Origin of the sequence: Sphingopyxis macrogoltabida (assembly GCF_001307295.1) — a bacterium.
GTDB classification, from domain to species: domain Bacteria; phylum Pseudomonadota; class Alphaproteobacteria; order Sphingomonadales; family Sphingomonadaceae; genus Sphingopyxis; species Sphingopyxis macrogoltabida_B.
The window spans coordinates 4,247,821-4,271,519 of the sequence record NZ_CP012700.1 but is presented as its reverse complement, the minus strand read 5'-3'; the positions used below and the strand labels follow the sequence as shown (position 1 = coordinate 4,271,519).

23 protein-coding genes and 2 pseudogenes are annotated in these 23,699 nt (G+C 61.8%); 3 read left to right on the top strand and 22 right to left on the bottom strand.

Translation table 11 applies throughout. The features are described from left to right. Nucleotides 1-87 precede the first annotated feature (87 nt). The 5 genes from AN936_RS24320 to AN936_RS19780 all read right to left on the bottom strand — a co-directional run bounded on the left by AN936_RS24320 (nt 88) and on the right by AN936_RS19780 (nt 2,001). Nucleotides 88-369 (bottom strand): helix-turn-helix transcriptional regulator, encoded by a 282-nt coding sequence (locus AN936_RS24320; RefSeq protein ID WP_084758662.1) that lies wholly within the window; start codon nt 367-369, stop codon nt 88-90. Between the two features lie 136 nt (nt 370-505). Beyond that, complete coding sequence (locus AN936_RS24315) at nt 506-1,039, bottom strand: DUF2285 domain-containing protein (RefSeq protein ID WP_234715652.1); 534 nt, start codon at nt 1,037-1,039, stop codon at nt 506-508. Beyond that, a complete protein-coding gene (locus AN936_RS25935) occupies nt 939-1,271 on the bottom strand; it encodes a transcriptional regulator domain-containing protein (RefSeq protein ID WP_299941432.1) in 333 nt (110 codons plus the stop codon). Before AN936_RS25935 ends, AN936_RS24315 begins: the two co-directional genes overlap by 101 nt. A gap of 127 nt (nt 1,272-1,398) precedes the next feature. Beyond that, a complete protein-coding gene (locus tag AN936_RS19785; RefSeq protein WP_054590441.1) occupies nt 1,399-1,671 on the bottom strand; it encodes a DNA -binding domain-containing protein in 273 nt (90 codons plus the stop codon). 78 nt (nt 1,672-1,749) lie between these two features. Next, a complete protein-coding gene (locus AN936_RS19780; protein ID WP_054589585.1) occupies nt 1,750-2,001 on the bottom strand; it encodes a helix-turn-helix domain-containing protein in 252 nt (83 codons plus the stop codon). A 321-nt stretch (nt 2,002-2,322) separates the two neighbouring features. Between AN936_RS19780 and AN936_RS19775 the strand changes: the two genes are divergently transcribed. Next, complete coding sequence (locus tag AN936_RS19775; RefSeq protein WP_054589584.1) at nt 2,323-2,643, top strand: helix-turn-helix domain-containing protein; 321 nt, start codon at nt 2,323-2,325, stop codon at nt 2,641-2,643. Continuing rightward, nucleotides 2,621-3,862 (top strand): type II toxin-antitoxin system HipA family toxin, encoded by a 1,242-nt coding sequence (locus AN936_RS19770; RefSeq protein WP_054589583.1) that lies wholly within the window; start codon nt 2,621-2,623, stop codon nt 3,860-3,862. The genes AN936_RS19775 and AN936_RS19770 overlap by 23 nt, the downstream gene beginning before the upstream one ends. Nucleotides 3,863-3,957: 95 nt before the next feature. Here AN936_RS19770 and AN936_RS19765 read toward each other — a convergent pair whose 3' ends face one another. Next, a complete protein-coding gene (locus tag AN936_RS19765; RefSeq protein WP_054589582.1) occupies nt 3,958-4,284 on the bottom strand; it encodes a DUF736 domain-containing protein in 327 nt (108 codons plus the stop codon). Between the two features lie 797 nt (nt 4,285-5,081). Between AN936_RS19765 and AN936_RS19760 the strand changes: the two genes are divergently transcribed. Beyond that, the gene (locus AN936_RS19760) at nt 5,082-5,735 is read left to right on the top strand and encodes a DUF4145 domain-containing protein (protein WP_201782943.1); all 654 of its coding nucleotides are present in this window, start codon (nt 5,082-5,084) and stop codon (nt 5,733-5,735) included. 256 nt (nt 5,736-5,991) lie between these two features. Here the strand turns inward: AN936_RS19760 and AN936_RS19755 are convergent, their stop codons facing one another. The 16 genes and pseudogenes from AN936_RS19755 to AN936_RS19680 all read right to left on the bottom strand — a co-directional run bounded on the left by AN936_RS19755 (nt 5,992) and on the right by AN936_RS19680 (nt 23,643). After that, nucleotides 5,992-6,432: a hypothetical protein gene (locus tag AN936_RS19755; RefSeq protein ID WP_054590439.1), complete on the bottom strand. Its 441-nt coding sequence runs from the start codon at nt 6,430-6,432 to the stop codon at nt 5,992-5,994. Between the two features lie 150 nt (nt 6,433-6,582). After that, on the bottom strand, nt 6,583-7,509 hold the full coding sequence (locus tag AN936_RS19750; RefSeq protein WP_054589581.1) for a DUF2493 domain-containing protein: 927 nt from the start codon (nt 7,507-7,509) through the stop codon (nt 6,583-6,585). Nucleotides 7,510-7,816: 307 nt separating this feature from the next. Next, nucleotides 7,817-8,854, bottom strand: coding sequence for a DUF7146 domain-containing protein (locus tag AN936_RS19745; RefSeq protein WP_054589580.1), 1,038 nt, complete (start codon nt 8,852-8,854; stop codon nt 7,817-7,819). Next, nucleotides 8,854-10,959: pseudogene (locus AN936_RS19740) on the bottom strand (strawberry notch C-terminal domain-containing protein); the annotation flags it as partial. The pseudogene AN936_RS19740 and the gene AN936_RS19745, both read right to left, overlap by 1 nt. 84 nt (nt 10,960-11,043) lie before the next feature. Then, nucleotides 11,044-12,048 carry a site-specific integrase gene (locus AN936_RS19735; RefSeq protein ID WP_009823939.1) on the bottom strand — a complete coding sequence of 335 codons (1,005 nt, stop codon included), beginning with the start codon at nt 12,046-12,048 and terminating at the stop codon, nt 11,044-11,046. Next, complete coding sequence (locus tag AN936_RS19730; RefSeq protein WP_009823940.1) at nt 12,045-13,400, bottom strand: tyrosine-type recombinase/integrase; 1,356 nt, start codon at nt 13,398-13,400, stop codon at nt 12,045-12,047. Before AN936_RS19730 ends, AN936_RS19735 begins: the two co-directional genes overlap by 4 nt. After that, nucleotides 13,397-14,629, bottom strand: coding sequence for a site-specific integrase (locus AN936_RS19725; protein WP_015449381.1), 1,233 nt, complete (start codon nt 14,627-14,629; stop codon nt 13,397-13,399). Before AN936_RS19725 ends, AN936_RS19730 begins: the two co-directional genes overlap by 4 nt. Before the next feature lie 153 nt (nt 14,630-14,782). Next, nucleotides 14,783-17,008: pseudogene (locus AN936_RS19720) on the bottom strand (strawberry notch-like NTP hydrolase domain-containing protein); the annotation flags it as partial. Between the two features lie 158 nt (nt 17,009-17,166). Continuing rightward, on the bottom strand, nt 17,167-17,811 hold the full coding sequence (locus AN936_RS19715) for a hypothetical protein (protein WP_054589579.1): 645 nt from the start codon (nt 17,809-17,811) through the stop codon (nt 17,167-17,169). Then, nucleotides 17,804-18,220: a hypothetical protein gene (locus AN936_RS19710; RefSeq protein WP_054589578.1), complete on the bottom strand. Its 417-nt coding sequence runs from the start codon at nt 18,218-18,220 to the stop codon at nt 17,804-17,806. The genes AN936_RS19715 and AN936_RS19710 overlap by 8 nt, the downstream gene beginning before the upstream one ends. A 65-nt stretch (nt 18,221-18,285) precedes the next feature. After that, nucleotides 18,286-18,834 (bottom strand): hypothetical protein, encoded by a 549-nt coding sequence (locus AN936_RS19705; RefSeq protein ID WP_054589577.1) that lies wholly within the window; start codon nt 18,832-18,834, stop codon nt 18,286-18,288. 197 nt (nt 18,835-19,031) lie between these two features. Continuing rightward, on the bottom strand, nt 19,032-19,196 hold the full coding sequence (locus AN936_RS25265) for a hypothetical protein (protein WP_010335706.1): 165 nt from the start codon (nt 19,194-19,196) through the stop codon (nt 19,032-19,034). Between the two features lie 421 nt (nt 19,197-19,617). After that, on the bottom strand, nt 19,618-19,923 hold the full coding sequence (locus AN936_RS19695; RefSeq protein WP_054589575.1) for a hypothetical protein: 306 nt from the start codon (nt 19,921-19,923) through the stop codon (nt 19,618-19,620). A 96-nt stretch (nt 19,924-20,019) separates the two neighbouring features. Then, nucleotides 20,020-22,158, bottom strand: coding sequence for a ParB/RepB/Spo0J family partition protein (locus AN936_RS19690; protein WP_054589574.1), 2,139 nt, complete (start codon nt 22,156-22,158; stop codon nt 20,020-20,022). 124 nt (nt 22,159-22,282) lie between these two features. Beyond that, nucleotides 22,283-22,678 carry a DUF2958 domain-containing protein gene (locus AN936_RS19685; RefSeq protein ID WP_054589573.1) on the bottom strand — a complete coding sequence of 132 codons (396 nt, stop codon included), beginning with the start codon at nt 22,676-22,678 and terminating at the stop codon, nt 22,283-22,285. Continuing rightward, nucleotides 22,675-23,643, bottom strand: coding sequence for an ArdC family protein (locus tag AN936_RS19680; RefSeq protein ID WP_054589572.1), 969 nt, complete (start codon nt 23,641-23,643; stop codon nt 22,675-22,677). Before AN936_RS19680 ends, AN936_RS19685 begins: the two co-directional genes overlap by 4 nt. Nucleotides 23,644-23,699 lie beyond the last annotated feature (56 nt).

Here is a 23,699-nt window from a genome sequence, read left to right as displayed (position 1 = left end):
CGTGGAGCGAATTCACCGGGAAGCGCCCGAAACAAATCGAGCTGTCGGCGCTCCGAGGCAGGTGGATATTGGGGGGCCATCAGCCGGTCAGCGCGTGATACGCTTGGGTGACGTGAATGCGGCCTGCGGAAGAGGTTTGGCCGGGAGAACCTGTCCACGTGGATCAGACGTTGATGTCACCGCCCCGCGCGCAACCCAGGCTGCGAGATCCTCGACCGAATAGACCACGCGACCGCCGAGTTTGTGATAGGCCGGCCCGGTTCCATAGGTCCGGTGCTTTTCCAAAGTCCGTGCGGAAAGGCTGAGGAAGTCAGCGGCTTCCTTGGTGCGCAGGTAGCGTGGCGGCAAGGCGGCGAGATCAGGTCGCATGAGGTGGCCTCCGTGGTTGTGCAGGATGCCGCTGACGATCAACGGCATGACATGCGCACGGTGGCGAAGACGCTGCGGTATGGGGGATGAGGAAGATTGCAGGGGGCAAATCCTCACCCCCGATCAGGCGACAGCGTCAGGGTTTGCGACGATGGTGCAAAAGATCTCGGTAGCCGCCATCGATCAGCGCAGCAGCGGAACGGACAAGGGCGATAACAGAAGCGCGCAAAGCAGATGTCTTCCAGGGCTCTGAACGAACACGCGCCTCTCCGTAGATAGCGATGGCAATTTCACGATAGGTCGCGTGATTGGCGTTTCCGTCCGCAGCCTGCATCATCAAGCGGAAGCGTCGGCGCTGATATGGCGTCATTCTGGAATCGCGGCGCACGGGCTTCGCGGCCAGCATTTGCCATAGCCTGAGAATGGCTTCGAGCCGATCCGGCAGATCGCCATCCAGAGGCAGGATGAGCGCTGGCTGCGCATCAGCACTGGTTTCGGCGAGGATCAGATATTGAACGCCGTCCCTGGCGCCGCAAATGCCATATGCACCTTCTGGTCCGCGGATGCCGTCAGCAATATCGACGGATAACGCGGAGGGTGATGGTCGGAGAAAATCTGGGGCCGTTCCGAGTATCAGCATGTCCGGATTGGCGACGGGCGACCAGATCACGGGTTGATCGAGAGCAGAAAGCCTGGGGTCTGCCGGGAAATCGCAACCCCCAGAGTTCCTGGTCATCATCCGAAAGGGGAAGGTCTCTGTCGCCTTGCGCTACGATATCATCGAAGCTGGCTTGATAAGCAGCACTACGGCGCAGACATTCCCAGGCGACGCCCTCAACGGGAAGGTCATCGTAGAATTCATACTGGTCCTGATCGCGCCAGCGGGATGTATCCGGCTTCATGCTCCGCTCCTGGTTGAAACCGCACAGGTGGAGCTTGAGAAGATTGCGGCGCTTCTCCCGCGATGGAAGCCGAGACGAAAACATGAGGCGATGCTCTCAGGGCATCGCTGGCGTAACGGCGGTAAGGTCAGTTCCGATCTGGATGACGCAGCAGCTGGCGATAGCCGCTCTTTGTCATCCATCGCGCGCGGGACAGGTGGCTGTCGTGAACATTTCGGGCACGCTCTGGTTCCAGAACAGGGTCGATACCGAACAGAACATTGACGGCTTCGGTCCACTCCGCACCATCAGTGGCAGCGTCAAGCAAGCGCATGTAGAGCTTTACATGCGCCCGGTCATATTCGGTCAGCTTGTCCCCGACAGGTGCGATGTCATCGAAGGGCATGAGCGCAGATGTCATGTCGGGTGTCACCATATCACACAGGCGGTGTCATCGGCGCGTCGACAGTTCAACCCGCGCCAACCAGGCATCATGGCTTTACGAGTATCTTTTCTCGTCCTGATCATGAACCAACAACACTCCTTGCCCGCGATCCGTGGACAGGAGAACGATCCCTGCTGCTTCAAGCGCCCGCCGCACCTGATCACGCGTTGTCTCATACACCTCGAGCCGGCTCTCGGACTCGAGGCGCTTCAGGGCAGTCAGCGATATTCGGGCCTTGTCAGCGAGCGTCTCCTGCGTCCAACCCAGTAACGCGCGTGCGGCCCGCGACTGTCGAGCGGTGATCATGCATGATCACCTCCCATCGCGACCGGCGCGCATTCCAGAACTACGGCTATTTTAGTCGTTCTTGTGCGATGCGCCACATGATTTCTACGAAACTGGCGATGGCGATGCTTCTACAAAGCAGCACATCACAGGCCTGATTCGGTTTCTCTGTGCAGGCGCAGCACCTGCAGAGGTGCTCGGTCGCGATCTGGTAAAAGTGATCCCTAAACATATCTCCTGAACGCGAAGTGACATGTTTGCGGATCAAATCCATTGCAAATTCTGGGAGGTGTGATACCTATTCAGATCAATATTATTATGAATGATCCTTAAGGGTTCCACATGAAGTCAGAGGAAGAAACGCTAGGGTTGGTCGGCGACCATTTTCGCCGTGCCAGGCTGTCCATGGGTATGACCCAGGGACAAGTGGCCGATCTCGCCGGCATTTCGCGGCCACGCTACCGGGATATCGAGACGGGGGCCGCGGCCGCACGCACCACGACATTGATCAACATCGCCCGGGCGCTTGGTCTGGAAATGATGCTGGTCCCGCAGGTGATGGTGCCCGCCATCGAAGCGCTTCTGCGCCCCGAGTCCGAGGACGATCAGCCCGCCTTCAGCCCACAACCGGAGAGTGACGATGACAGAAGCCCGTACCGCTGAGATCATCACTTCGCTCGATGTGTTCCTGAACAATACGAAGGTCGGCACGATCGTTAGGACGCCGGGTGATTTCAACGCCTTCAGCCTTGATCCCGCCTATCGCGCGACCGGCGGCTTTCCGGTTCTGAGCCTGTCCCTGCGCGCGGCATCGGGGGGCTTGCGCAAGGATCCGCGCCCTGTCGCTGGCAGCCTGCCACCTTTCTTTGCCAACCTGCTGCCCGAAGACAGATTGCGCGATGCGATGGAAAAGCATCACGCGGGCAATGTGCGACCGGGTAACGATTTCGACCTCTTGGCCACCCTTGGCGCGGACTTGCCGGGGGCTGTGCGCGTGCTGCCGAGTGAAGGGCAACCCGGTATCGGAGCGGCACCCATGCAAGGCCAGCCCAAGGCCCGCTTCTCACTGGCAGGCGTGCAGATGAAGCTCTCGGTGATGAAGAACACCGGCAAGGGCGGTGGACTGACCCTGCCGCTCGGCGATGACCAGGGGCAGTATATTGCAAAATTCCCCTCGACCGCCTTCCCGGGCGTGTCGGAGAACGAGTTCGCAAATCTCGCGCTTGCCGAAGCGATCGGCATGGACGTGCCCGCACGCGAACTGGTCAGCAGAGACCAGTTCGAGGGCATTCCCGAGGAATTTGAGATGCTTGCAGAAGGTCTGGTTTTGCTCGTTCGACGCTTTGACCGTGGAGCAGATGGGCAACGCATCCATATCGAAGATTTCGCGCAGGTTTTTGGCCTGTATCCAGCACGTAAATATGATGGCGCCGCTTCCCACGACATCGCATCTGCCCTGAACGTGGCAATCTCGCCGTTCGCCGCGCTGGATTTTGTCCGGCGGCTGACATTCTCGGTGGTCATGGGCAATGGCGATATGCATCTCAAGAACTGGTCGCTGATCTATCCGGGAAGTGGCGACACGCCGGCGCTTGCCCCGATCTATGACATGCTTTCGACCGTTCCCTATATTCCCGCCGATGGGCTTGCGCTGTCTCTGGGCGGCGAGCGTGTCTTCAAGGGCCTGACTCCGGCCCGATGGAAGGCGTTTTCCAATAGGGCTAGGCTGCCCGAGCCTGCTGTCCTGAGGGCGGTTGCCGAAACGGTGAAGCAGATCGATGCAAAATGGTGGACGCTGCCGGAGCGCGAAGTGGTCCCGCCGCCCGTGCTGGAACGGATCGACGCCCATGTGAAAACCATGATTCCGATCCTAAACGACTGATCCGTGCCAAACACGGCAGGGCGCGGTGGCGTGACGGCTTTCCCGCGGGCACGAGAAAGGCCCCGGCCTTGCGGTCGGGGCCTTTGTGCCGCGCCTTAGTCGCCGCGGCGACCGTTGGGGCGGGACCAGATGAGGGAGAAGGTTTCGCCTTCTTCGTCATCGAAGAGGTTGGCGTAGATCGGAGCGTTGAAGCTCGGATCGTCCAGCTTGAGGCCCAGATAGTCGCGGCCCTCGTTGGAGCGCTTGGACCAGGCGGCACCGATCTCGGCGCGGCCGACCAGAACCCGGTGGCTGGGGGCGTTCTCGCCGGTGGCGCGCAGGTCGGGAACGATGCGCACGCCCTTGGCCTGGACGCTGAGGGTGACGATTTCGCCGGTGAATTCGTTCGAGCCGGTCTTCTTGAAGGTGCCGATGGTTGCCATTTTAAGTCTCCGTTTTCCGTTTCCGAGCCCGCACCATTGCGGCCTCTATGGCGATCGACCGGCCGGAGACGAACGCTGGCGCACCCCCCTTTGGGGGCTGGACCGCACAGGAGAAACTTTCTTGTTCCGCGCGGAATGGCGGCTCTGCCGTCAGGGGAAGAAAGTTGTGACGACGCTGTTGCGCTAAAGCGGTCGAAGCGCATCGCGCTGTTCTTCGGCCAGATCAGGCCATTGAAGAGGCCGTTTGGAGCGGTCGAGACACGGGGGGCTGAACGGAGAGGTGGCAATCTTGAGGCCCCATCATTATGACCAGACGGAAACACCGGCCTTGCCTGTCGCTCTGCGTCTCTGGCATGCGCATCTATCTTCCCGACTGTTTTACCGGCATTGCCCCAACCGGGTTCTGGTCAGTCCGCAAACGCTGGTGCTCCCCGTTCTGCGCTCCTATGGGCCGCATCTGTGCCTCAAGCTGATCCGATGCCTGGTCGCTGTCTGCCACCATTTTCCTGACGAAGATGGAATGATCCGCACCCGCTTCTGGTCGCCATCAGCGGATCATTCCGGTTCAGGTGCGTGCAAGGTTCCCGTCCGCAGGGTAGGTTGCCGTAAGACGTAGAGAACCTGCCACGCCCAAGGTAGGGCAGCTATGCGGGCCGCTTGCTGCGGCGGTGCACAATATCTGCTTTTGGCGGGATGGGAACTGGCGGGTTTAGGTTATGATCTAACAAGATCGGACTATGCTTGTTCGACCAGTTTGTTCATAAAATTGCCTTTAGTGCAATTAGGGGGAGGCCGCGGTGATTAATAACAAGCTGCTTAGGCGTTTCGACGAATTATTATGTCAGGCTGTGGACCTGGAAGCGACAAAACAGCATCGGCAGGGTGCCATGTCCGATGGCGATTATGTCGACAACGACCTCTATCTAGCGTGGAAAGCCAAAGCGAAGAATCTACTGGCTCTCGCCTGTGGAGAACAATCTGAACATTACAAAGCTTTCACCTCAAATGAGAAGGGCAATTACGGCACAAATGCTCAGATATTGATCAACCTCAAATCACTGATAGCTGGTGCGAAGGAAGACTATGCCGGAGGATATTGTAGTTCGGCACGGTCACTGATCCAAGCAGAGGTGTTCGATAGTGAGTTGGATCAAGCTACGGAGTTGCTGAACAGCGGCTATCATCCTGCCGCTGCTGTGATCGCTGGGGTGGTTCTTGAAACTACGATTCGCCAGATGTGCGACGAGGAAGGTATTGTCCATGGGAAGCTGGACAAGATGAACAGCGATCTTACGAAGGCAGGCCGATACAATGTTCTCGTGCAAAAACAGGTGACTGCGCTCGCGGACCTTCGGAACAAGGCCGCCCATGGTCAGAACGATCAATTCAGCAAGGATGATGTGAAAAATATGATCGCTGAGATCAGCCGCTTCGTGGCAGAGCGAGTCTAGGCCCGCAAATGGGTATACCTGCGCAAGTTCTTCGTTCGTGATGCAGCCGCCAGCGAAAACGTCTTGAAGGGCAACTATTTGAAATGCGCAAAACTCGGTTGCTGAGGCGATGACGCCCCGAATGCACCAGAAGGTTAAGGTCTGCTATCGAGCGGACGCTATGGCCTGCGAACGGCAAAGAAGCGGTCGCGCAGATATGCTGCGGGAACTAACCACTTGGGGCTGCTATGTATTCCTCGCAACTAAGCTCGGCATTTCATGCACGAGTGAGACTACAATCCGCTGGACCGGCTGCCGCCATGCCTGCAACGCGCAGGAAAGCCGTCACGCCCACCGCAATCGCTCCGATCACCGAGAAGATAAGTTGCCATGTCTCAGACGGCATCATGTGCTTAACGATACCGAGGGTAGCATAGAACCCGGCCATCCCCGCCGGAGCGACGAAGGCCAGAGTGATCAGCAGCCGCGCCCAGAGCGGGCGCAACAGCATGAGCAGGCCCTGACCGACGGCCAGTGTCAGACCGGCGGCGAGAAGACCGACGACGATGCCGCCGAGCCAGCCAGCCCCCGTGCCATAGGCCCAGCTGCCTGTGTTCAGGCCGATGAAGAACGGCAGGGCGAATACGGTGAGATTGAAGAGAAGCCAACACATGGTGCCAATGGCTGCGATGGAAACGAGGAATCCGAGAACGATCATGGTGGTGTCTCCGTGCAAAGGTTGGACGGTTGCGCCTTCCACCACCACCATGGCGCACTGCGACATATAGCATAAATCTGCCTGTCTGTGCGACATGGAATGATCAGCGGGCGCTGTCGTCATGCTCATGATGAGGTGGGAAGGCAGCGCTCACGCGCTGCCAGTTCCGAAGCGATAGACCGGGATGCCCATCTTGCGGGCCTTGTCGGCCAGGTTGTCCTGAATGCCCGTGCCGGGGAAAATGATGACCCCGATTGGCATAATGCCGAGCATCTGGTCGTTGCGCTTGAAGGGTGCTGCCTTGGCATGTTTTGCCCAGTCGGGTTTGAAGGCGACCTGTGCGACCTTGCGGTTATTGGCCCAGGTGGCCGCGATGCGTTCCGCACCCTTGGGCGATCCGCCGTGCATCAGCACCATGTCCGGGTGCTTGGCGTGGACCTGATCGAGCTTGGCCCAGATCGTCCGGTGATCGGTGGTGTCACCGCCCGAGAAGGCGATCTTCGGTCCGGCGGGCAGCAGCACCTCGTTGTCGGCCCGGCGTTTGGCGGCGATGAAGTCGCGGCTGTCGATCATGGCCGAGGTCATCTGGCGATGGTTGACCCGTGAGCCGGAGCGTTGCGACCAGGGCGTGCCGGTGGTGCGCAGATAGAGGTCGGCGGCGGTATCGCGGAAGGTTTCCATGCTGTCGCGGCGATCGATCAGACTTTGGCCCGCGCCGATCAGGGTTTCGAGCTGGACGGATTTGACCTCGCTGCCATCCTGTTCGCGCTGAAGGCGCTTTTGTGCCTGCTCGTTATCGTCGAGTTTGGTCTCGATCCGCCCGACAGCGCGGTGGAAGGTGTTGACCGTGGACCAGAGGATCTCGTCGAGGTCGAAATCGAGGCTGGTGTCGGCCATGGTGGAAATCAGGGCGTCGAAGATGTCGGAGACTGCGCCCTGGATAACGTGATCTTCGGGTGTGATCCGGGGATCGACCTCGTCTTCGGAGGGACGGTAGCCGTAGAGTTTGAGTTCTTCGATGGCATGGCCGGTCGGGGACGTGCTGTGATCGGGTTCGAAATCGTCATGCGCGTACATGGGATGCTTCCGTCAGTTGGACCGCGACCGTCGCGGCCTTCATGGCGACGAAAGCCCACGGGCGCTCCGGTCTGGCAGCGCGAGCCTCTGGCGAGGGCCTTGATGGCAAAGCCCGGCTGATTTGTTTCGCGCTGTAAAGGCGGGCTTGCCCGCCGACGGAAATCAGTCGGGCGCCGCCATTGCCTGACCGGAGCGTTTGTGGGCCGATCGCCCTCTCGGAAGGCCAAGGCGCGGTCCTCTGCTGATGACAGGATGCAGCCTATGCGCATGACAGGATCGGAACGGCCCGATCACGGCCCCGTACCGGCTATGCACTTGAAGCCATGAAGTGGCTGACATCCTCGGGAGCGATTTGCACCCGGATCTCTGCCCGAACGGCATCCAGCCCGTGAGTTGCAAGATCCTCGTTGAAGTCCCCCATCAGGGGCGAGAGCGTGATGGCCTCGATCCCGACCTCGTGCGCCCGGTCCACCAGGCTATCGCGTGCGCTGTCACCTGCCGGATCATTGTCGCGGACGATATAGAGCCTGCGCAGGTGCGGCGGGAACAGGATGGCCGCGAGGTGTCCGGCCGAGAGTGCGGAAACCATCGGCATGGTTGGCAGAGCCTGACGCAGCGACAGGATGGTTTCGATACCTTCCCCCGCTGCCATGACATCCTGCGCATCACCGAAACGCACTGCATGTCCGTGCAGGTCGCCCATTGCCTTCCTCGGCGGATCGACAGATGCCTTGCCGGAACCATCCGGGGCCAGCCATGTGCGGTGTGCGCCGGTGATCCTGCCATCGAGGTCGGTGACAGCGGCGATCATGGCGGGCCATGCTTGCGTTGGGCCATCGTCCTCGGGCCGCCAGTAGCAGTTGGGATGGAACCGCAGATTTGCGGCTTGGCGTAAATCCGTAATGCCGCGTCCGCGTAAATACGCTTCTGCGGTACTGCCGATCAGCGGCTGCGTCATGCGCCAGAGGCGGCGTGCGGCCTCGGATGATCCCGATGGTGCTGGCGTTCGGGACGGACGGCATGGTGGCTGCGGTTCAGGATGCGGCAGGCTGAGGAAGCGCCGGGCTTCTTCGGCAACGTCTGCGAAGTCGATCAGACCGAGCGAGTCCCGGATCACGTCCAGTAGATCGCCATATTCCCCCGTGGCCGAGTCCTGCCATTTACCGGCAGCGCCTTTCACGCTGTCGTGCAGCCGGACGAACATCGAGCGGCCAGCCGTGTTTCGGACATCGCCAACCTGCCAGTAATTGCCCTGTTTACGCCCATTCGACAGATAGTGGCGGCACACCGCCTCGGCCTGTCGGCCGAGATGCTGCGCCAGTTCGGAAGCGTTGAGACGCGCCATTATGCGGCCTCCCGCTCACCGATGCGTTCAACCGGGAAGCGGTCAAGCAGTTTGCCTGTGATCTCCGGTCCCATCGCGCCGACCGGCACGAAGAAACGCAGTTTCCACGAGATGATCTCGCTGAAGAGGCCATAGGCCCGCAGCCGGTCGCGCATCGCGTCAGTAAAGCCGGTCAGTTCGATCCGGTTGGCGCCCATGACGCGGACGCGGCGCAGTTGCAGCCCTTCGGCGAGATCAAGGATCGTGCGACCTTCGATCAGCGCGGCATAGGCGGCATCCGATGTGAGGCTGCTGGTAACGCCGCTGGTCGAGGCATTGGCGGCCCATGCCGGCGATACCCGGCGACCGATGATGCGTTCGCCCTCGTCGGTCTGGAGCCGATAGACGCGGGAGGAGTCCTGCGGCAGGCGTTTCCAGATTGGCAGCAGCAGCCCCGTCACCATATGCAGGATGTTGTCGGTGAACTCCGGCACCTCGGCCAGTTCCGCCTTCCAGGCCGCAGTGAAGGCGGCACGGTCAGCCTCAAGCCAATGTGTCTCACCCATCGCCCGCACCGGAATGTTCATCGCCTCCATCGGCCGGATCAGCCGCACACGGCGTTCGATCTCGCCATCATCCAGCATGACGCTGGTGGTCGGGATCTGAACGGCGGCACGACCGGATCGTTCGTTGATGAGCAATCTTGCACGGGGATCATCCAGTTCAGCCAGAGCGGCATCGAGCGTGACCGGCTGATTGCGCTTGCGTTCAGTCAGGGTCATGAGCCGGGTTTCCGCCCCCGTGCCCGGATGGGTATGGATCACCTGGCGGCCGGTGACGATGAAGCTCTCCGCCTTCAGAGTTTCCAGCCCCATGTCATAGGTGCCGGATGCAATCGCCCCGTCGATCCGGGCTTGCAGAAGCTGCTCGAAGGCCGAGAACAGGATGCCCTGCAACTCGATGGTCAGGGCCAGCAGGCGATTGAGGAAGGTGGTGATCGGCGGCAGTTCGTCCTTGATGCCGGTCGAATCCATCAGTTTCAGGCCGGTGGCGGATTCAAACCGTTCCAACGAGCAGCCGTCGACCTTGCCGCGCACGATCAGCAGATAGAGCTGGCGCAGCGCATCGCGGGCATAGGCGGATTCCAGATTGTCCTCGGGACGGAACAGCCCTTGTCCGCCGGTCTGGCGCTGGCCGCGTGTGATCGCGCCCAGCGTGTCGAGGCGGCGGGCGATGGTCGAGAGGAAGCGCTTCTCGGCTTTGACATCCGTGGCGATGGGCCGGAACAGCGGCGGCTGCGCCTGATTGGTCCGGTTTGTGCGGCCCAGCCCCTGAATCGCGGCATCGGCCTTCCAGCCCGGTTCGAGCAGGTAATGGACGCGCAGACGCTGGTTCCGCGCCGAGAGTTCGGCGTGATAGCTGCGCCCTGTGCCACCGGCATCCGAGAAGACCAGGATGCGCTTCTGGTCATCCATGAAGGCCGAGGTCTCGGAAAGATTTGCGGAGGGTGCACGGTTCTCGACCGCAAGGCGTGCCGATACACCTTCGCCCTTGCGCACGATCCGGCGCGAACGCCCCGTGACCTCGGCCACCACATCCGTGCCGAAGCGCTGCACGATCTGATCGAGCGCCCCCGGAACGGGTGGAAGCGAGCCGAGTTGCTCCAGCATCTCGTCGCGCCGGGCTACGGCTTCGCGGCATTCCACCGGCTGACCATCACGGAAGACGGGGCGTGACGAGAGGTTCCCCTCGCCATCGGTAAACGGCTCATAGAGCTGGACCGGGAAGGAATGCTGCAAATACGAGCCTACGTACTCCCTCGGCGTAACGTCGACGGAAATATCGTTCCATTCCTCGGTCGGGATCTCGGACAGCCGCCGTTCCATCAGGGCTTCGCCGGTCGAGACGATCTGGATGACAGCGGCGTGACCCGCTTCCAGATCGCTCTCGATAGATCGGATCAGTGTCGGGGTTTTCATGGAGGTCAAGAGGTGGCCGAAGAAGCGCTGCTTGGTGCTCTCGAAAGCCGAGCGGGCGGCGGACTTCGCCTGACGGTTCAGCGTGCCCTCGCTCCCGGTGATGTTGGCCGCTTCCATCGCCGCGTCGAGATTGTTGTGAATGACGGCTTATCGCGAGGAAGCGGTAATGCGGAGGAACGCGGCGTAGTCCTGCAAAGCTGCGGAACATTTCGCCACGTCCTTCACATTATTCTATAGGGTGTCGAGCCATCCCATCAGATTGGCATCTCGCTTCCACGAAGGTGGCACGTTGCTCGCCGCCGGGGCGCCAACCTGTTCCAGCGCCTTTCGTTTGGTCTCCAGATTGGCCTGAGCATAGTGATTGGTCGTATCGAGACTGACGTGCCCGAGCCAACTGCGGATGACGGTGATATCGACTCCGGCGGCAACGAGGTGGACGGCGGTCGCGTGCCGGAAGCTGTGAGGCGTAACGTGTTTTGACTGGAGGGTCAGCGTCGATTTCGCGGCTTGTTCCACGTAGGCGTTGAGCTTGAACCGCACCCCTGACGCCCCTAGCGGTTCACCGTATCGATTGACGAAGATCCGCTCATCGGGCGCACGCGGCTGTCGCTCCAGTAGCTTCCTGAGCAATGCCACGGTTTCTGGCCAGAGCGGGCAGATGCGTTCCTTGCGCCCCTTGCCGTAAAGACGCACGAAGTTCGGTGCATCGAACCGGATTGCTTCGGGACAGAGGTCAAGCGCCTCTTGGATTCGCGCGCCACTGTTATAGAGGAACGAGAGCAGTACATGGTCGCGCAGCCCTTCGAGTGTCGATCGGTTGGGCTGGGCGAGGATGGCCTCGACCTCCTCGGGCTCGAGGTAGCACGGCGCGGAGGTGGGCTCCCGCTTCAACGGAACAGCCAGGACCTCTGAGCACTGCGCGATGTATTCCGGATTCTTGTCCGCCACGAAGCTGAAGAAGCTGCGGATGGCGGCCAGTCGGCAGTTCCGCGTGCCGATCGTGGTCTTGCGGCCATGCTCGGTATGATGAAGGAACGCGCGCACCTCGCCGGCCGAGACGTCGGTGAGCGTCAGCCGCGCGACCCCGCAGCCTTTTCGCTCCGCGACGAACCGAAGCAGCAGCCGCCAGGTGTCGCGATAAGAGCGGATCGTGTGGATTGACGCGCTGCGCTGCTCGGCCAGCCACTCCTGGAAGAACGCCCGCAACAACGCGGGCAATGGATTGCCTTTCCTCATGGCCGCGCCTCCGTGACAAGGCACGGGGCGCCGAGCGCGCGGAACCGTTCACTGGCTTCCTGCAACAGATCCTGCGTGACGGTGATGTAGACCAGCGTGGAGTGGAGATCCCGGTGCCCCATGTAGGTCGAGAGGAAGTGCAGTTTTTCCTGAGGGTTAATGCCGGACCGGTACCACTGGAGGATGCGGTTCACCACCATCGAGTGACGAAGGTCATGGACCCGCGGCCCGGTCCGGCCCGAAGCGGGCTTGAGCCCAGCACGGCGCATGACGTTGGTAATCATTGTCGTAACCGCCTCGGGCCTGTAGCGGTCATTTAAGTGGGCATGCCAGAACAGCCCTGATTTCGGGTTCTGTGGGCCGCCAGCGCGCCGCCTCGCATCGATGTACGCGCGCAGTTCGACCGCGACACTGTCGGATAGAGGCAAGATCCTGGTCTTGTAGAACTTCGTTTCCCGGATCGTGATCGTGCTTGATTGCAGGTCCACGTCACCAAGATCGAGCCATGCCAGCTCGCTTCGCCGTAGCCCGGCACAATAGGCCAGCATGATCATGGTGTAGAGGGTCAACGGCCGCAGCGGAGCGTCCGGCGACGGATAAGTCCGTGCGGTATCGAGCATACGCCGAACGTCAGCCGGGCTGAAGATATGCGGTTGCCGATGCTCCCGCGCTACTTCCCGCTCTGGCCGGGGATTGAAGCGCTTTGGCGGGATAGTCGGATCGAGGCGGAACCGCGCCTTGGTCAGGATGCGCGCCAGCTTCTGGCATTCAGCCGCGTGGTTGCGGGTCGGCTTGGCAGCCGCCCAGCTCGCAATCATTGCCTCAAGTGGTTGCTCCGCGAGGTCGGGACGGGCCTGAAGGAACCGATCGAACCGCAGCAGCCAGTGAGCCTGCGCTTCATATTGATATCCCCGGCTGCGCATCAGCATGACATGGTCTTGCATGAAGTCACCCAGCACGCTGCCGAAGGGCGCAGGCCGTCGTAACGCGGCCAAGGATTCGTCGGGATTCGGGGAAGCCAAGGCCCGCCAGATCGGCTTGCTTTGCTTGACGTTGTACCGACGGCGAAGTGCAGCAACAGGGTTGTCGGCGATCAGCCCGATTTCGACGAGGTGGTCGAGGAAGCGGTCGACAATGCAGACCTGATTGAGCAGCGTCGACAATCGCCAACGTTTTTGCATCTCCTTCAGCCAGGCGTCGAGCATCTGCCGGTCCACCGCCGGATGCCGGCGGGCAACATCTTCGAAGGTGCAAAGGAACCAGCGATATGTCGGTACGCTTCCCGGCCGGAACTGCGATTTTACCAGGAAGGCGTCGACGACGGTGCGATCGGGATCGTGCCAGGCGCTCATGACAGCACCTCCATTCCAGGCACCTCGAGTGCCACGGCTCGGAGATCATCTGTTGCCAGTTTGAGATAAGTATTGGTGGATTCGGTGGATCGATGCCCGAGCACGTCGCCGATGATCTTTTGCGGGACCGATGCCCGCAGCATTTCGACCGCACGTGCGTGGCGGAAGACATGCGGCCCCCGCTTTCCTGCTGGCACTACGCCTGCGGCGGCCAACCGACCGCGGATCATGCCGTACAGGTTCGTCATTGCGATATAGGGTGCGCAGGATCGGACGAAGATTTCCCGCACTTCAACCTGGGGCCGCCCAAGGCGCAGATAATCCAGCAGCGCTTCACCAACAGTCACCATTAGCGGCATGTACGAGTACGCGTTGGTCTTGGTGTGGCAGATCCGGAGGGATTCTGCGCGCCAGTCCACGTCATCGAGCCGAAGGCGGCATATCTCACCTTCGCGCAGCCCATACGTGGCAAGCAGCTGAAGTATCGCATAATCGCGTAGTCCGCGTGGCGATCTGTCCTCCTGCGTTGTCGCCAGAACCGCGGCGATTTGGCTCCTTTCCAGCGTCGACGGCACATCTTCGTAGGCATAGAGCATGGGGCCGATGATGTGTGGCGTCAGATCGGTCGGGATGCAACCCGTCCGATGCAGATGGCGAACCACCGAACGGAGACGCTCAGCGACATCGGCCAATGATTTGCGCCGTAAACCAGGCGCGCGCATGTCCATGTAGAGATCGATGTCCACGATGCTCAACGTTTCGAGGCTGGCGGCACCGGCCCGGTCGAACTGCCATCGCAGGAAGTTTCGCGCCTCCCACATCAGCGCCGCAATGGACGCGCTTGCCAAACCGCGCTCCTCGCGCAGCCATGCCTCGTATTCGCGGCAAATTTCATGTCGATGCTCGTCATCGGGACCGATCATTTCTGCGTCCGGGGGCCAATTGCCTTGAGCAAGCCGGAGGAGCTTGGCGATCGCGGTGCGGGGCAACATGTGCCAACGCGCACTGGGAGGCCGACCGTACTGGATCTCAAAATCCTGAACCGCATAGCCAAAATACTGATCGACCTGCTGCGGCGTCACAGTCTCGACCTGTATATCGCACTCGGCCAGATAATCGAGAAACGCGCGGGCGTAGAGACGGTGGTTCGCCACGACCACGGGATTGTAATTCTGTGTGGTGAGCGAATTCGAGAGTTCGGTGATCAACTCGTCATGCAACTTCAACATGATTGCCTCCTCAGCTGGTCCAGGGACCGCCGAGGTTCGCAACCAATATAATGCGCAGCAACTGCGCACACTATCATGGGAATTCGCCGGTTACGCCGCGCTCCTCCGCATTACCGCTTCCTCGCGATAAGGTATCTTATGCGCAGCTCGCCATAACACGGTGAAAGCCCCCGCGTAGGCATTGTAAATCCGGCGCTGTTCGTCGGTGAGCTGATGCTCGACCAGTTCATATTCGACGCCATCATAGGAGAGCGACCGCGCGGTATAGAGGCCAAGAGATCGCAGATCGCGGGCCAGCACTTCCATGGCCGCCACGCCGCCGGCCTCGATTGCCTCGACGAACTCGGCGCGGGTCTGGAATGGGAAATCCTCACCGCCCCAGAGGCCAAGGCGCTGCGCATAGGCGAGATTGTGGACGGTAGTGGCGCCGGTCGCTGAGACATAGACAACGCGGGCATCAGGCAGCGCGTGCTGGAGCCGCAGGCCCGCACGTCCTTGCTGTGAGGCGGCGACATCGCCGCGTTCTCCTTTTCCGCCACCGGCGTTCTGCATGGAATGGCTCTCGTCGAAGATGATGGCTCCATCGAAATCGGACCCCAACCATTCGACGATCTGTTTGACGCGCGAAACCTTCTCGCCACGGTCGTCGGAACGCAGCGTGGCATAGGTGGTAAAAAGGACGCCTTCCGACAGCGCGATCCTTGCGCCTTGAGGGAAGCGCGACAGCGGCGTCACCAGCAGGCGTTCCATACCGAGCGCCGACCAGTCGCGCTGCGCATCCTCGATCAGCTTGTCGGATTTGGAGATCCAGATCGCCTTGCGCCGACCGCGAAGCCAGTTGTCGAGAATGATGGCGGCGGACTGGCGGCCCTTGCCAGCGCCGGTTCCGTCACCGAGCATGAAGCCCCGTCGAAAGCGGATCGATCCGGCAGCATCTTCGGGCGCGGCGCTCACATTGTCGAAATGCTCGTCCACGGTCCATGCACCGGCGAGATGATCGGCATGGGCTTCACCGGCATAGATCACCGTTTCAAGCTGGGCGTCCGACAGACGCGCGCAGATGTCGGTGGGCAGCATGGGGCGGTAGGAGGGCTTCGGCGGTGCGACCGAGGCCATGGCGGCGGATTGCACCAGCTTGGTCGGATGCGACTGCGCGCCAGCAATGCGCAGCGATTGCAGCGCATATTCCTCATAGATGGCGTCGGAGAGGCGAGCGCCGTCCGGTGGTGTCCAGTCCACGGTGTCATAGGCAAGTTCGACGCCCTCCGGATCACTGGCGGGAGCAGCGGCTGGCCGCGTGGCGGCTGAACGGGCGAGATAGCCTCGCACGGTCTTCGGCGCGGAGGTTGAAGGGGGCACCACGATCTTCGGCAATGATACCGGCGAACGCTGCGGGACATGCGCCTCTATCCATCCGATCAGCGTGGCAACATCAGGCGCGATCCCCAGCGAGGCCGGGAAACTGGCCGAATCCTCGGCGGGCAGTTTGTCGATCACGGTCAACCGCGTGTCGATCGTGGTGCCGTGCTTTGCATAGACCGCGCCATCGACGGCGGCGCTGAACACCACACGGCCACGGGCCTGCAAGCGGATGAAAGCGTCCCGCCATGCCGGAGCCTCGGGACCAAAGCCTGCGCCAGTGATCGTCACCAGCCGACCGCCGGTGGCAAGACGGGCCAGCGCCGAGGCAACATGGCGGTAGGCCGCATCAGCAACACGCCCGCTGACATTGGCCATGACCGAGAATGGCGGGTTCATCAGCACCACGGACGGGACGGCATCCGGGGCCAGATGATCGTCGATCTGGGCGGCGTCGAACCGGGTGACGGCAAAGGCCGGAAAGAGCGAGGCGAGACAATCGGCGCGGGTATCGGCGAGTTCATTGAGGATCAGCGAACCGCCGATGGTCTGCGCCAGGATCGCCAGAAGGCCGGTGCCAGCCGATGGTTCCAGCACCCTGTCATCAGGCGTGATCGCAGCGGCTGTCAAAGCGGCAAGGCCCAATGGCAGAGGTGTGCTGAACTGCTGGAAGTTCTGGCTTTCCTCGGAACGCCGGGTCTGCGTGGGCAACAGCCCCGCGATCTTTGCCAGCACGGAAATCCGTGCGGCCGGAGATACGGCTTTGCGGAAAAGCGCCTTTCCGTATTTGCGCAGGAAGAGGACGGTGGCGACTTCGCACGCCTCATAGGCCAGCTTCCAGTCCCAGGCGCCAGTAGCGTCGGACGCTCCGAAGGCCGTTTCCATCGCGCCGCGCAAGGTGGCGGCATCGATGCGCTGGCCGCGTTCCAGATGGGGGAGCAGAAGATTGGCCGCAGCCAGGATCGCGGGCGCAGCCGCCAGCGGCGTGACCGGATCGGCCACGGGGGAAACCATGTTCATGTCGGGAACCTCAGGAGAGCGGGAAGGACAAGCCCGGACGGCGCTCTCTCTCGACCACCCGGACCTGACCCCTTCCGGCCAGCCTCTGACTCTCAAAGCGCAGCATGAAAAAAGCGCCCCGACCGGACGGCGGGGCGCTTGGCAGTGTCATCTCAGGATCATCCGAAGCGGCGACCGCCCTCGGTGAAGGTGTATTCATTGGCGGCGATGGTTTCATCGACCACTTCATCCGAGGACAGATAATCATATTCGCGCTCAAGCTGGCGGTAGAGCCAGCGAGCCAGATCGCGCAGCGCCTCGATGATCGTCTCCTCGGCATCGGCGGTCATGTCCTGCCAGGTCGGGCTGTCGCGCTCGACCGAGATCGACATGCAGTATTCATGATAATAATGGCCGCGATGACTGGCATCGGCGCGAAGTTGATAGAAGTTGCGGCGCTGGATCGCCTGAAGGGCGTCGGCGATGCGGTGCAGTTCGGTGTCCTGCGGGGCGTATTCCCGGATCAGGCGTGGCGCATGTTTGCGGTAGGAATACCAGGTTTCAAAACAGGCACCGTCACCTTGCGACCAAAAGCCCCGGAACCAGATGCAGGGTTCCTGCCGTGTGCCGCCGCCCATCAACCGAACGGTGCGGGTCTTGAGGTTCAGCCCGAGGATTTCGGCGATGCGCTGGAAATCCTCATAGACGGCATCGTACCAGTCATAGTCGAAGCCGCCCTCACGATACCAGGCGCGGGCCTTGTCCTTCGCCGCATCGGACAATTCGCCCAAGCGATAGACGGTGGTTTCGATGATCTCAGGCATAGGGATCTCTCCCGTCGAGAACCGAGGAAAGCCAGCCATCGGTATAGATCCAGTCGACCGTTTCGCCTGTGGCGAGATCGAGAACATGCGCGCCGCCACCAAATCCATCGATGCGCGGTTTTGAGCAGCTGTTTGCGTATTGAAGGCCCCATAAGCCCGTCAGGCGGAACTCGGTGGCGCAGCGTTTGACGAACTGGATGACATGCTCGGGATCGCCAGTGACATCGTCACGCATCCAGAGTTGTGTGCCACCATGTTCTGGCTGGATGGAGAGCAGGAAGCCGTCCGATGGCGGATCTTCGGCAGCATTTTCAGCAGCCAGAGCGTTGTAGAGATTGAGCGCGCGGGCGGCGTTCTCGGGAGTGCCCACGTCAAGCAGGCAAGAAAAGTGCGTGTAATAGTCGGCCATGACGGTCTCCGGACATGACATGGCTCGGCATAAGGCCGAGCCGAATGGTTTTGAATGGGTGAAGCTCAGGCGGCCAGCGGCAGGCGAAGCAGATCGGCCGAGGTCTCGCGCCAGAAGGGATCGACCAAGCGGGCCTCCAGCGTGGCGGCGCGGTAACGCAAGGCGCGGGCCTCGGTTGAGGCCGCTGCCCGGAATGCCATACCGCGCAGGCGGCTGGCCTCTGTCACGATCCTGCGTGCTTCGGCATCGGATGCGACTGGCTGTTGCCAGAGGATAAGGCCGGCGCGGATTTCGCCGGCGAGGACCAGGCGCTGATCTCGGTCCTGAATGAGCGGGATGCGGGGCTGGAAATACGGGAAGCTGTCCGGCCCCGTGCAAATATCACCGCGCGCCACGCGCAAGGCTGCGGCCTGGATGGCCTCTTCCGGTGACGGGCATTCCCCAAGCGGGATCACGCGGTCGAAACTGTTCGCCGCGTCACTGGCGTCATAGCTGGCCACGCCAAGGCACGAGATGCGCAGCGGCAGCTTTTGCGCTCGATAAAGCGCGGGCAGAACATCGGCAGCCAGAATATGACCGATGGAACGGAAGGTTTCGGAACGGGCAAAGGTCATCGGGATTACTCCATGACGGGCGCCGGTGAGCCTCTCTCTCCGACCCTCAACCCGTCACGGCCGAACGGCCCGCACTCTTCCTCTCTGACCGGGTGCGCCCCGGTTCCGCTGCTGGCGATGGGCAACCATCGCAAAGCTGAAGGCCCGAAGCGCGGGCTGCCGCGCTCGGGCCGTCGAGGATGAGGCGCTTTCGCGCCTTACTCCCACGGGTCCAGCTCCAGCTTCACCATGTCGTCGTCGCCGTCGAACTCGGCGGCGGGGCAAGCGGCATGGGTGCCGTCCCCGGCCTGGAACACAACGATCGAAACCATCAGCGTGGTGGCGAGGCTGGCGGCGAAGGCGGTGGCATCTGCATAGGACATGGGTTCCGGCTCCTGTCTTTGGAGGCGGGGGACCATCCCCCGCGCGACAGGCGCCCGAAGTGTCTGACCGGATCTGCAATCACCCGAGGGCGTTCGGACTCTTCCCGAAACCCGAGGGCGGCACGCGCGCGTAAGCCGACCCTTCATGGGTTGAATGCTAAAGAGACGGATCAGACCAAGGTTTGCGAATGGAAGCGGGGGTGGTTTTTCGCATCTGACAGAATGCCGGATACCCGTCGCAGATGCTCTGCCGCGCCAGCCTTGCCGCCATGCTGGCTTCAGGATCATGTTCCCTTCAGGCCAGAGACGGCACCCATGCGGCTTGTCCTGATGGGAATGGCGGATTGCATGGTGAAGCCGGATTGGACCCGTCCGGTGCAGACCTCCCATCCTCACGGCCAGACGCCCTGCGATTGGGTCTTCAGCTCCAAAGCCCATCGGCAAGTTCTCGGGCGATCATCGCGCGCGCCTTCATTATCAGATCATCGCCCGAGGTATCGATATGACCGAAGAAACGGGCACGAGCACCATGAGCGGTCCACTCGGCGTAGCGGCAATACTCACGGGCATCGAGCCGGAACACCCGCATGTCTTCGGCCCAGTGAGGCTTTGGCTCAACGACAACAGTGATTCCATCGCGGGTTTCGATCCACGGTAAGGTGCGATCCGACGGGGGATGTTCACGGTCCTCCCGAAAAATCTGATCGATGCCGATGTTGGCAGACATGGAAATCTCCAAAGAAAAAGCCCGATCACGAGGACCGGGCAAGTTGCGGAAACGGAGGGTGGTCAACGGGGCGACCGAAGCCGCCCCGCATGTGTGCTATTCAGCAGCGACCATATGCAGTTCTTCCTCGTCGTCAGCCGGGTCGTCCTCGCCATCGCCGGAAAGGAAATCGGGCAGATCGTCGGCTTCCGCCGCAGCGCCCGATGCCGGATCGACTTCGATACCGTCGTCCACCATGCGCAGCGGCTCGGGCAGCCAGCCGGTCTCGGCCAGCAGGCGTTCGGCCTCCTTCGCCATGTCGCCCTTCTTGAGATGCCCGATCAGATCGGCGGCCCGGTCTCCAGCCCCCTCACGCACGGCTTCGAGAATGCGCGGCTTGGTCACTCGGCCGAGATAATTGCCGACTGTGGGTCGCCAGCCCACAGCCACCATATCGAGGCCGGTCGAACGGGCCAGCCGGTCAGCCTGCGACAGGCGGATGTCCAACCCGTGCTGGCTGACGCCCATGCCGCTGTAGGGGTTAGGCTTCTCATAGAGCGCGTTGATACCGAAGCTGACGCAATGGGCGAGCAGGTCCATGCGCGGACCGTCATCAAGATCGGTCAGCCAATCCCAGAGGGCGGCATCGTCTGCCGGGACATGATCGCCCCAGCGTTCGTGCCGGTCTGCGATCGACTTGGCGGACGCGCTGTCGCGCAGATCCTCGGTCTGTGCGGGCAGGTGCACCTCGCGGACCTGTGCTTCCAGGCACCCGCGACTGGAATGCGGCATGAAGCAATCCATGACCAGCCGGTGCAGCAGTGCCGTCATGGCGACCTGCGGGTTCACGGCCACCGCATCCCGCAGTGCCAGCGTGCGATGGGCGGTCAGCTCGCTGACCAGGCGATCGGGCAGCGGCTTGATGGTGTCTGCCTCGTCTTCCTCCTCAGTTTCGACAGACTGGCCGCCCAGTGTGATGACTGCACGCATGCGGCCTTCCTCCGGTTCTGCCCGCTGGATCACCTCGCCGGTTTCCGGGTCAATGATCTCAGCCTCCGGTTCCGCAGGCGTTTCATCCTCGGCGCGAACATAGCCGCGTTCGACCAGCAGGGAGCCATCGGAGTCGATACTGACGAAGACGCCAGCCATGCCGATTTGATCGGGGTCGAAGGTCATCGGGCGGCGCTCGAAGGTTTCCAGCGCCTTTTCGATCTCACCGAGGCGGGCGTCGATCTCGTCAGGCAGCTCTTCAGCCTCGCCATATTCGGCTTCAAGCCGGTCATATTCGTCGCGCAGCGTCTCGCGCGTTGTGCGCTCTTCCTCGGTCAGGTCGACGGTAGTGCCGACAAGTTGCCGCAGTCCATGGTCGTGTCCATAGGGAAACGTGATGGCGACCTCGATCCACTTCCAGCCCTCGGCAGCGATGGCTTCGGCTTCGGCCTTCAGCTTTTCGCCCACCAGCCGATCGAGCAGCACCGGATCTTGCAGCCAGCCACCATCGTCCTGCTGGAAGAGATCGCGCAAGACGCAGCCGCCGGCTTCCTCATAGGCGGCAATGCCAACAAAAACCGCCCGCTTGTCGGCGGCGCGGACCGTGGTTTCGGTCAGCAGGCGGCGGATGTGGTAGGGTTCTTTCTGCCAGCCATCCTTGATCGCGTCCCAGACCTGCTCCTGCCGCGCATGGTCAGAGCTGACGCTGAAGGCCATGAGCTGCTCCAGCGTCATGCCGTCCTCGGCATAGACGTCGAGCAATGCCGGTGAGACAGAAACCAGACGCAGGCGCTGCTTGACCACCTTGGCGTCCACGAAGAAGGCGGCGGCGATGGCTTCCTCGGTCATGCCCTTTTCGCGCATGGCCTGGAAGGCGCGGAACTGGTCGAGCGGATGAAGCGGTGCGCGCTCGATGTTCTCGGCGAGTGAAACCTCGTCGATCAGCACATCGGCGCTGGCTTCCGACACAACGCAGGGGACCGGTGCGATTTTGGCGAGACGCTTTTGCTTGACCAGCAATTCCAGTGCCCGGAAACGGCGACCGCCGGCGGGCACCTCGAATATGCCGGTTTCCTTGCCCTCGGCATCCACGACCGGGCGGACATGCAGGGACTGGATCAGGCCGCGACGGGCGATGGATTCGGCCAGTTCCTCAACAGAGATGCCGGCCTTGACACGCCGGACGTTGAACTGGCTGAGGACCAGCTTGTTGAAAGGAATGTCGCGTGAGGACGACAGGGTGATCTTCTGAACGGCAGTGGCCATGTCAGTGACTCCATGACGGACGCCGGTGAGCCTCTCTCTCCGGCTATCAGCCCGTCACGAAGCGAAGCGCCGCCCTCTTCCTCTGAAGAGAGCGACGCCAGCCGCAGAACCTGAAACCCGGAAATCAGGCACTCCGGTTTTCTGTATCGGCGGATGTACGGGAAAAGCTCGCACCGACGCGGTAGAGCAGACGTTCAGCGGCGCGGATGCTGCCGGTCTCGCGGGCGGCCTCAGCCCAGACCGAGATCGAGAAATCGCCGGTGAACAGCAGATCGCGCTCGATGCCCATGCCGAAGGGCAGCCGGACTGACTGCATCTCGCTCAGGCTCCACGAGCCCAGTTCGGGATAACCGAGATCGGCAAGGCCGAACATGATGTCGCCATCCTCATCCAGTTCGGTGGCGAGCCAGACGCCCGCGCCGAGGGGGTTGAAGAACTTCACGACCGGAATGTGATCCTGATCGCGCTGACGACCATTGGCCAGCAGGCGGTCGCGCTGTGTGCCGGTCAGGAGGATCATGCCGCAGCCCTCCGATCGGTTTCGGTTACGCTGGCATCCGGCTCCCCGGCGTTCTCGGCCGGCAGATGCGACAGTAGCCAGTCCGCGGCCTTGCTGGCCTGCGAGGCTGCGCGAACAATGGCGCGGGAGTCCTCGCGCATGACCTCCAGCCACGACCCGATATAGTCGGCATGGCGCACGGTCGGCACGATCCCGAGCGCGGCGCAGCTGAAAGCCGCGGTTTGCTCGGCAATCATTTCCTCGAAGGCGTATTTCTTCGAGCCGAACGAGCCGGTCAGATCGCGGTTGAGACGGCTATGATGGCCGCTGGCGTGACCCAGCTCGTGCAGGGCCGTTCTGTGCCAGTTGATCGGCTCGAAATAGGCTTGCGGAGGCGGCACCTGCACATAGTCGAGCGAGGGCATGTAGAAGGCGCGATCGCCGCCAATGCGGAAGTCGATGCCGGTGGCATGGATCAGCGCCTCGACCCGAGGTTCGATCAGGCCCGGCGGCGGTGGCGCCGCGACTGCCGTGATGTCATCGGGCAGACCATCGCATTGTGCGGCATTGAAGACTGTGAACCGCTTCAGAAACGGTATGGCATGCGCATCTTCACCCGTCTCGCGGGCACGGCGTTTCTCGTCCTCGGGGGTGAAACGATCTGCATAAACGACGGTGGTGCCACGTTCGCCCTTCCTGACATTTCCGCCGAGCGAAAGCGCCTGGCGGAAAGTCAGCCACGCCTGACCAGGGAAGCCGTGCTGGATGACAGCGCCCCAGAGGATGAGAATATTGATACCAGAATAGGACCGGCCGGTTGAAGCATTTCTCGGCAGGCCCAGCGGGGCGGTATCAGGCGACGCACCCCAAGGCTGGACCCATGGCAACCGCCCTTGCTCCAGCTCGGCGATGATCTTGTTGGTGATGTCGTCGTAAAGGTTGCTGCGCGCGCCACCTTCCGCGAGGTTACGACCCTGTCTGGCCATCGGGATGATCTCCGCGACGGGCGCCGGAAGCCTCTCCTCCAGCCATCAACCCGTCA

What these genes read in the sequence shown, in the direction of transcription:
- AN936_RS19705 (WP_054589577.1), bottom strand. Translation starts at nt 18,834, where the DNA reads ATGACCTTTGCCCGTTCCGAAACCTTCCGTTCCATCGGTCATATTCTG.
- AN936_RS19685 (WP_054589573.1), bottom strand. Translation starts at nt 22,678, where the DNA reads ATGATCCTCCTGACCGGCACACAGCGCGACCGCCTGCTGGCCAATGGT.
- AN936_RS19715 (WP_054589579.1), bottom strand. Translation starts at nt 17,811, where the DNA reads ATGCCTGAGATCATCGAAACCACCGTCTATCGCTTGGGCGAATTGTCC.
- AN936_RS19710 (WP_054589578.1), bottom strand. Translation starts at nt 18,220, where the DNA reads ATGGCCGACTATTACACGCACTTTTCTTGCCTGCTTGACGTGGGCACT.
- AN936_RS25265 (WP_010335706.1), bottom strand. Translation starts at nt 19,196, where the DNA reads ATGTCCTATGCAGATGCCACCGCCTTCGCCGCCAGCCTCGCCACCACG.
- AN936_RS19725 (WP_015449381.1), bottom strand. Translation starts at nt 14,629, where the DNA reads ATGTTGAAGTTGCATGACGAGTTGATCACCGAACTCTCGAATTCGCTC.
- AN936_RS19785 (WP_054590441.1), bottom strand. Translation starts at nt 1,671, where the DNA reads ATGACATCTGCGCTCATGCCCTTCGATGACATCGCACCTGTCGGGGAC.
- AN936_RS19690 (WP_054589574.1), bottom strand. Translation starts at nt 22,158, where the DNA reads ATGGCCACTGCCGTTCAGAAGATCACCCTGTCGTCCTCACGCGACATT.
- AN936_RS19735 (WP_009823939.1), bottom strand. Translation starts at nt 12,048, where the DNA reads ATGAGGAAAGGCAATCCATTGCCCGCGTTGTTGCGGGCGTTCTTCCAG.
- AN936_RS19765 (WP_054589582.1), bottom strand. Translation starts at nt 4,284, where the DNA reads ATGGCAACCATCGGCACCTTCAAGAAGACCGGCTCGAACGAATTCACC.
- AN936_RS19750 (WP_054589581.1), bottom strand. Translation starts at nt 7,509, where the DNA reads ATGTACGCGCATGACGATTTCGAACCCGATCACAGCACGTCCCCGACC.
- AN936_RS19745 (WP_054589580.1), bottom strand. Translation starts at nt 8,854, where the DNA reads ATGGCGCGTCTCAACGCTTCCGAACTGGCGCAGCATCTCGGCCGACAG.
- AN936_RS19680 (WP_054589572.1), bottom strand. Translation starts at nt 23,643, where the DNA reads ATGGCCAGACAGGGTCGTAACCTCGCGGAAGGTGGCGCGCGCAGCAAC.
- AN936_RS19780 (WP_054589585.1), bottom strand. Translation starts at nt 2,001, where the DNA reads ATGATCACCGCTCGACAGTCGCGGGCCGCACGCGCGTTACTGGGTTGG.
- AN936_RS19755 (WP_054590439.1), bottom strand. Translation starts at nt 6,432, where the DNA reads ATGATCGTTCTCGGATTCCTCGTTTCCATCGCAGCCATTGGCACCATG.
- AN936_RS19770 (WP_054589583.1), top strand. Translation starts at nt 2,621, where the DNA reads ATGACAGAAGCCCGTACCGCTGAGATCATCACTTCGCTCGATGTGTTC.
- AN936_RS19775 (WP_054589584.1), top strand. Translation starts at nt 2,323, where the DNA reads ATGAAGTCAGAGGAAGAAACGCTAGGGTTGGTCGGCGACCATTTTCGC.
- AN936_RS19695 (WP_054589575.1), bottom strand. Translation starts at nt 19,923, where the DNA reads ATGTCTGCCAACATCGGCATCGATCAGATTTTTCGGGAGGACCGTGAA.
- AN936_RS25935 (WP_299941432.1), bottom strand. Translation starts at nt 1,271, where the DNA reads ATGAAGCCGGATACATCCCGCTGGCGCGATCAGGACCAGTATGAATTC.
- AN936_RS19730 (WP_009823940.1), bottom strand. Translation starts at nt 13,400, where the DNA reads ATGAGCGCCTGGCACGATCCCGATCGCACCGTCGTCGACGCCTTCCTG.
- AN936_RS24320 (WP_084758662.1), bottom strand. Translation starts at nt 369, where the DNA reads ATGCGACCTGATCTCGCCGCCTTGCCGCCACGCTACCTGCGCACCAAG.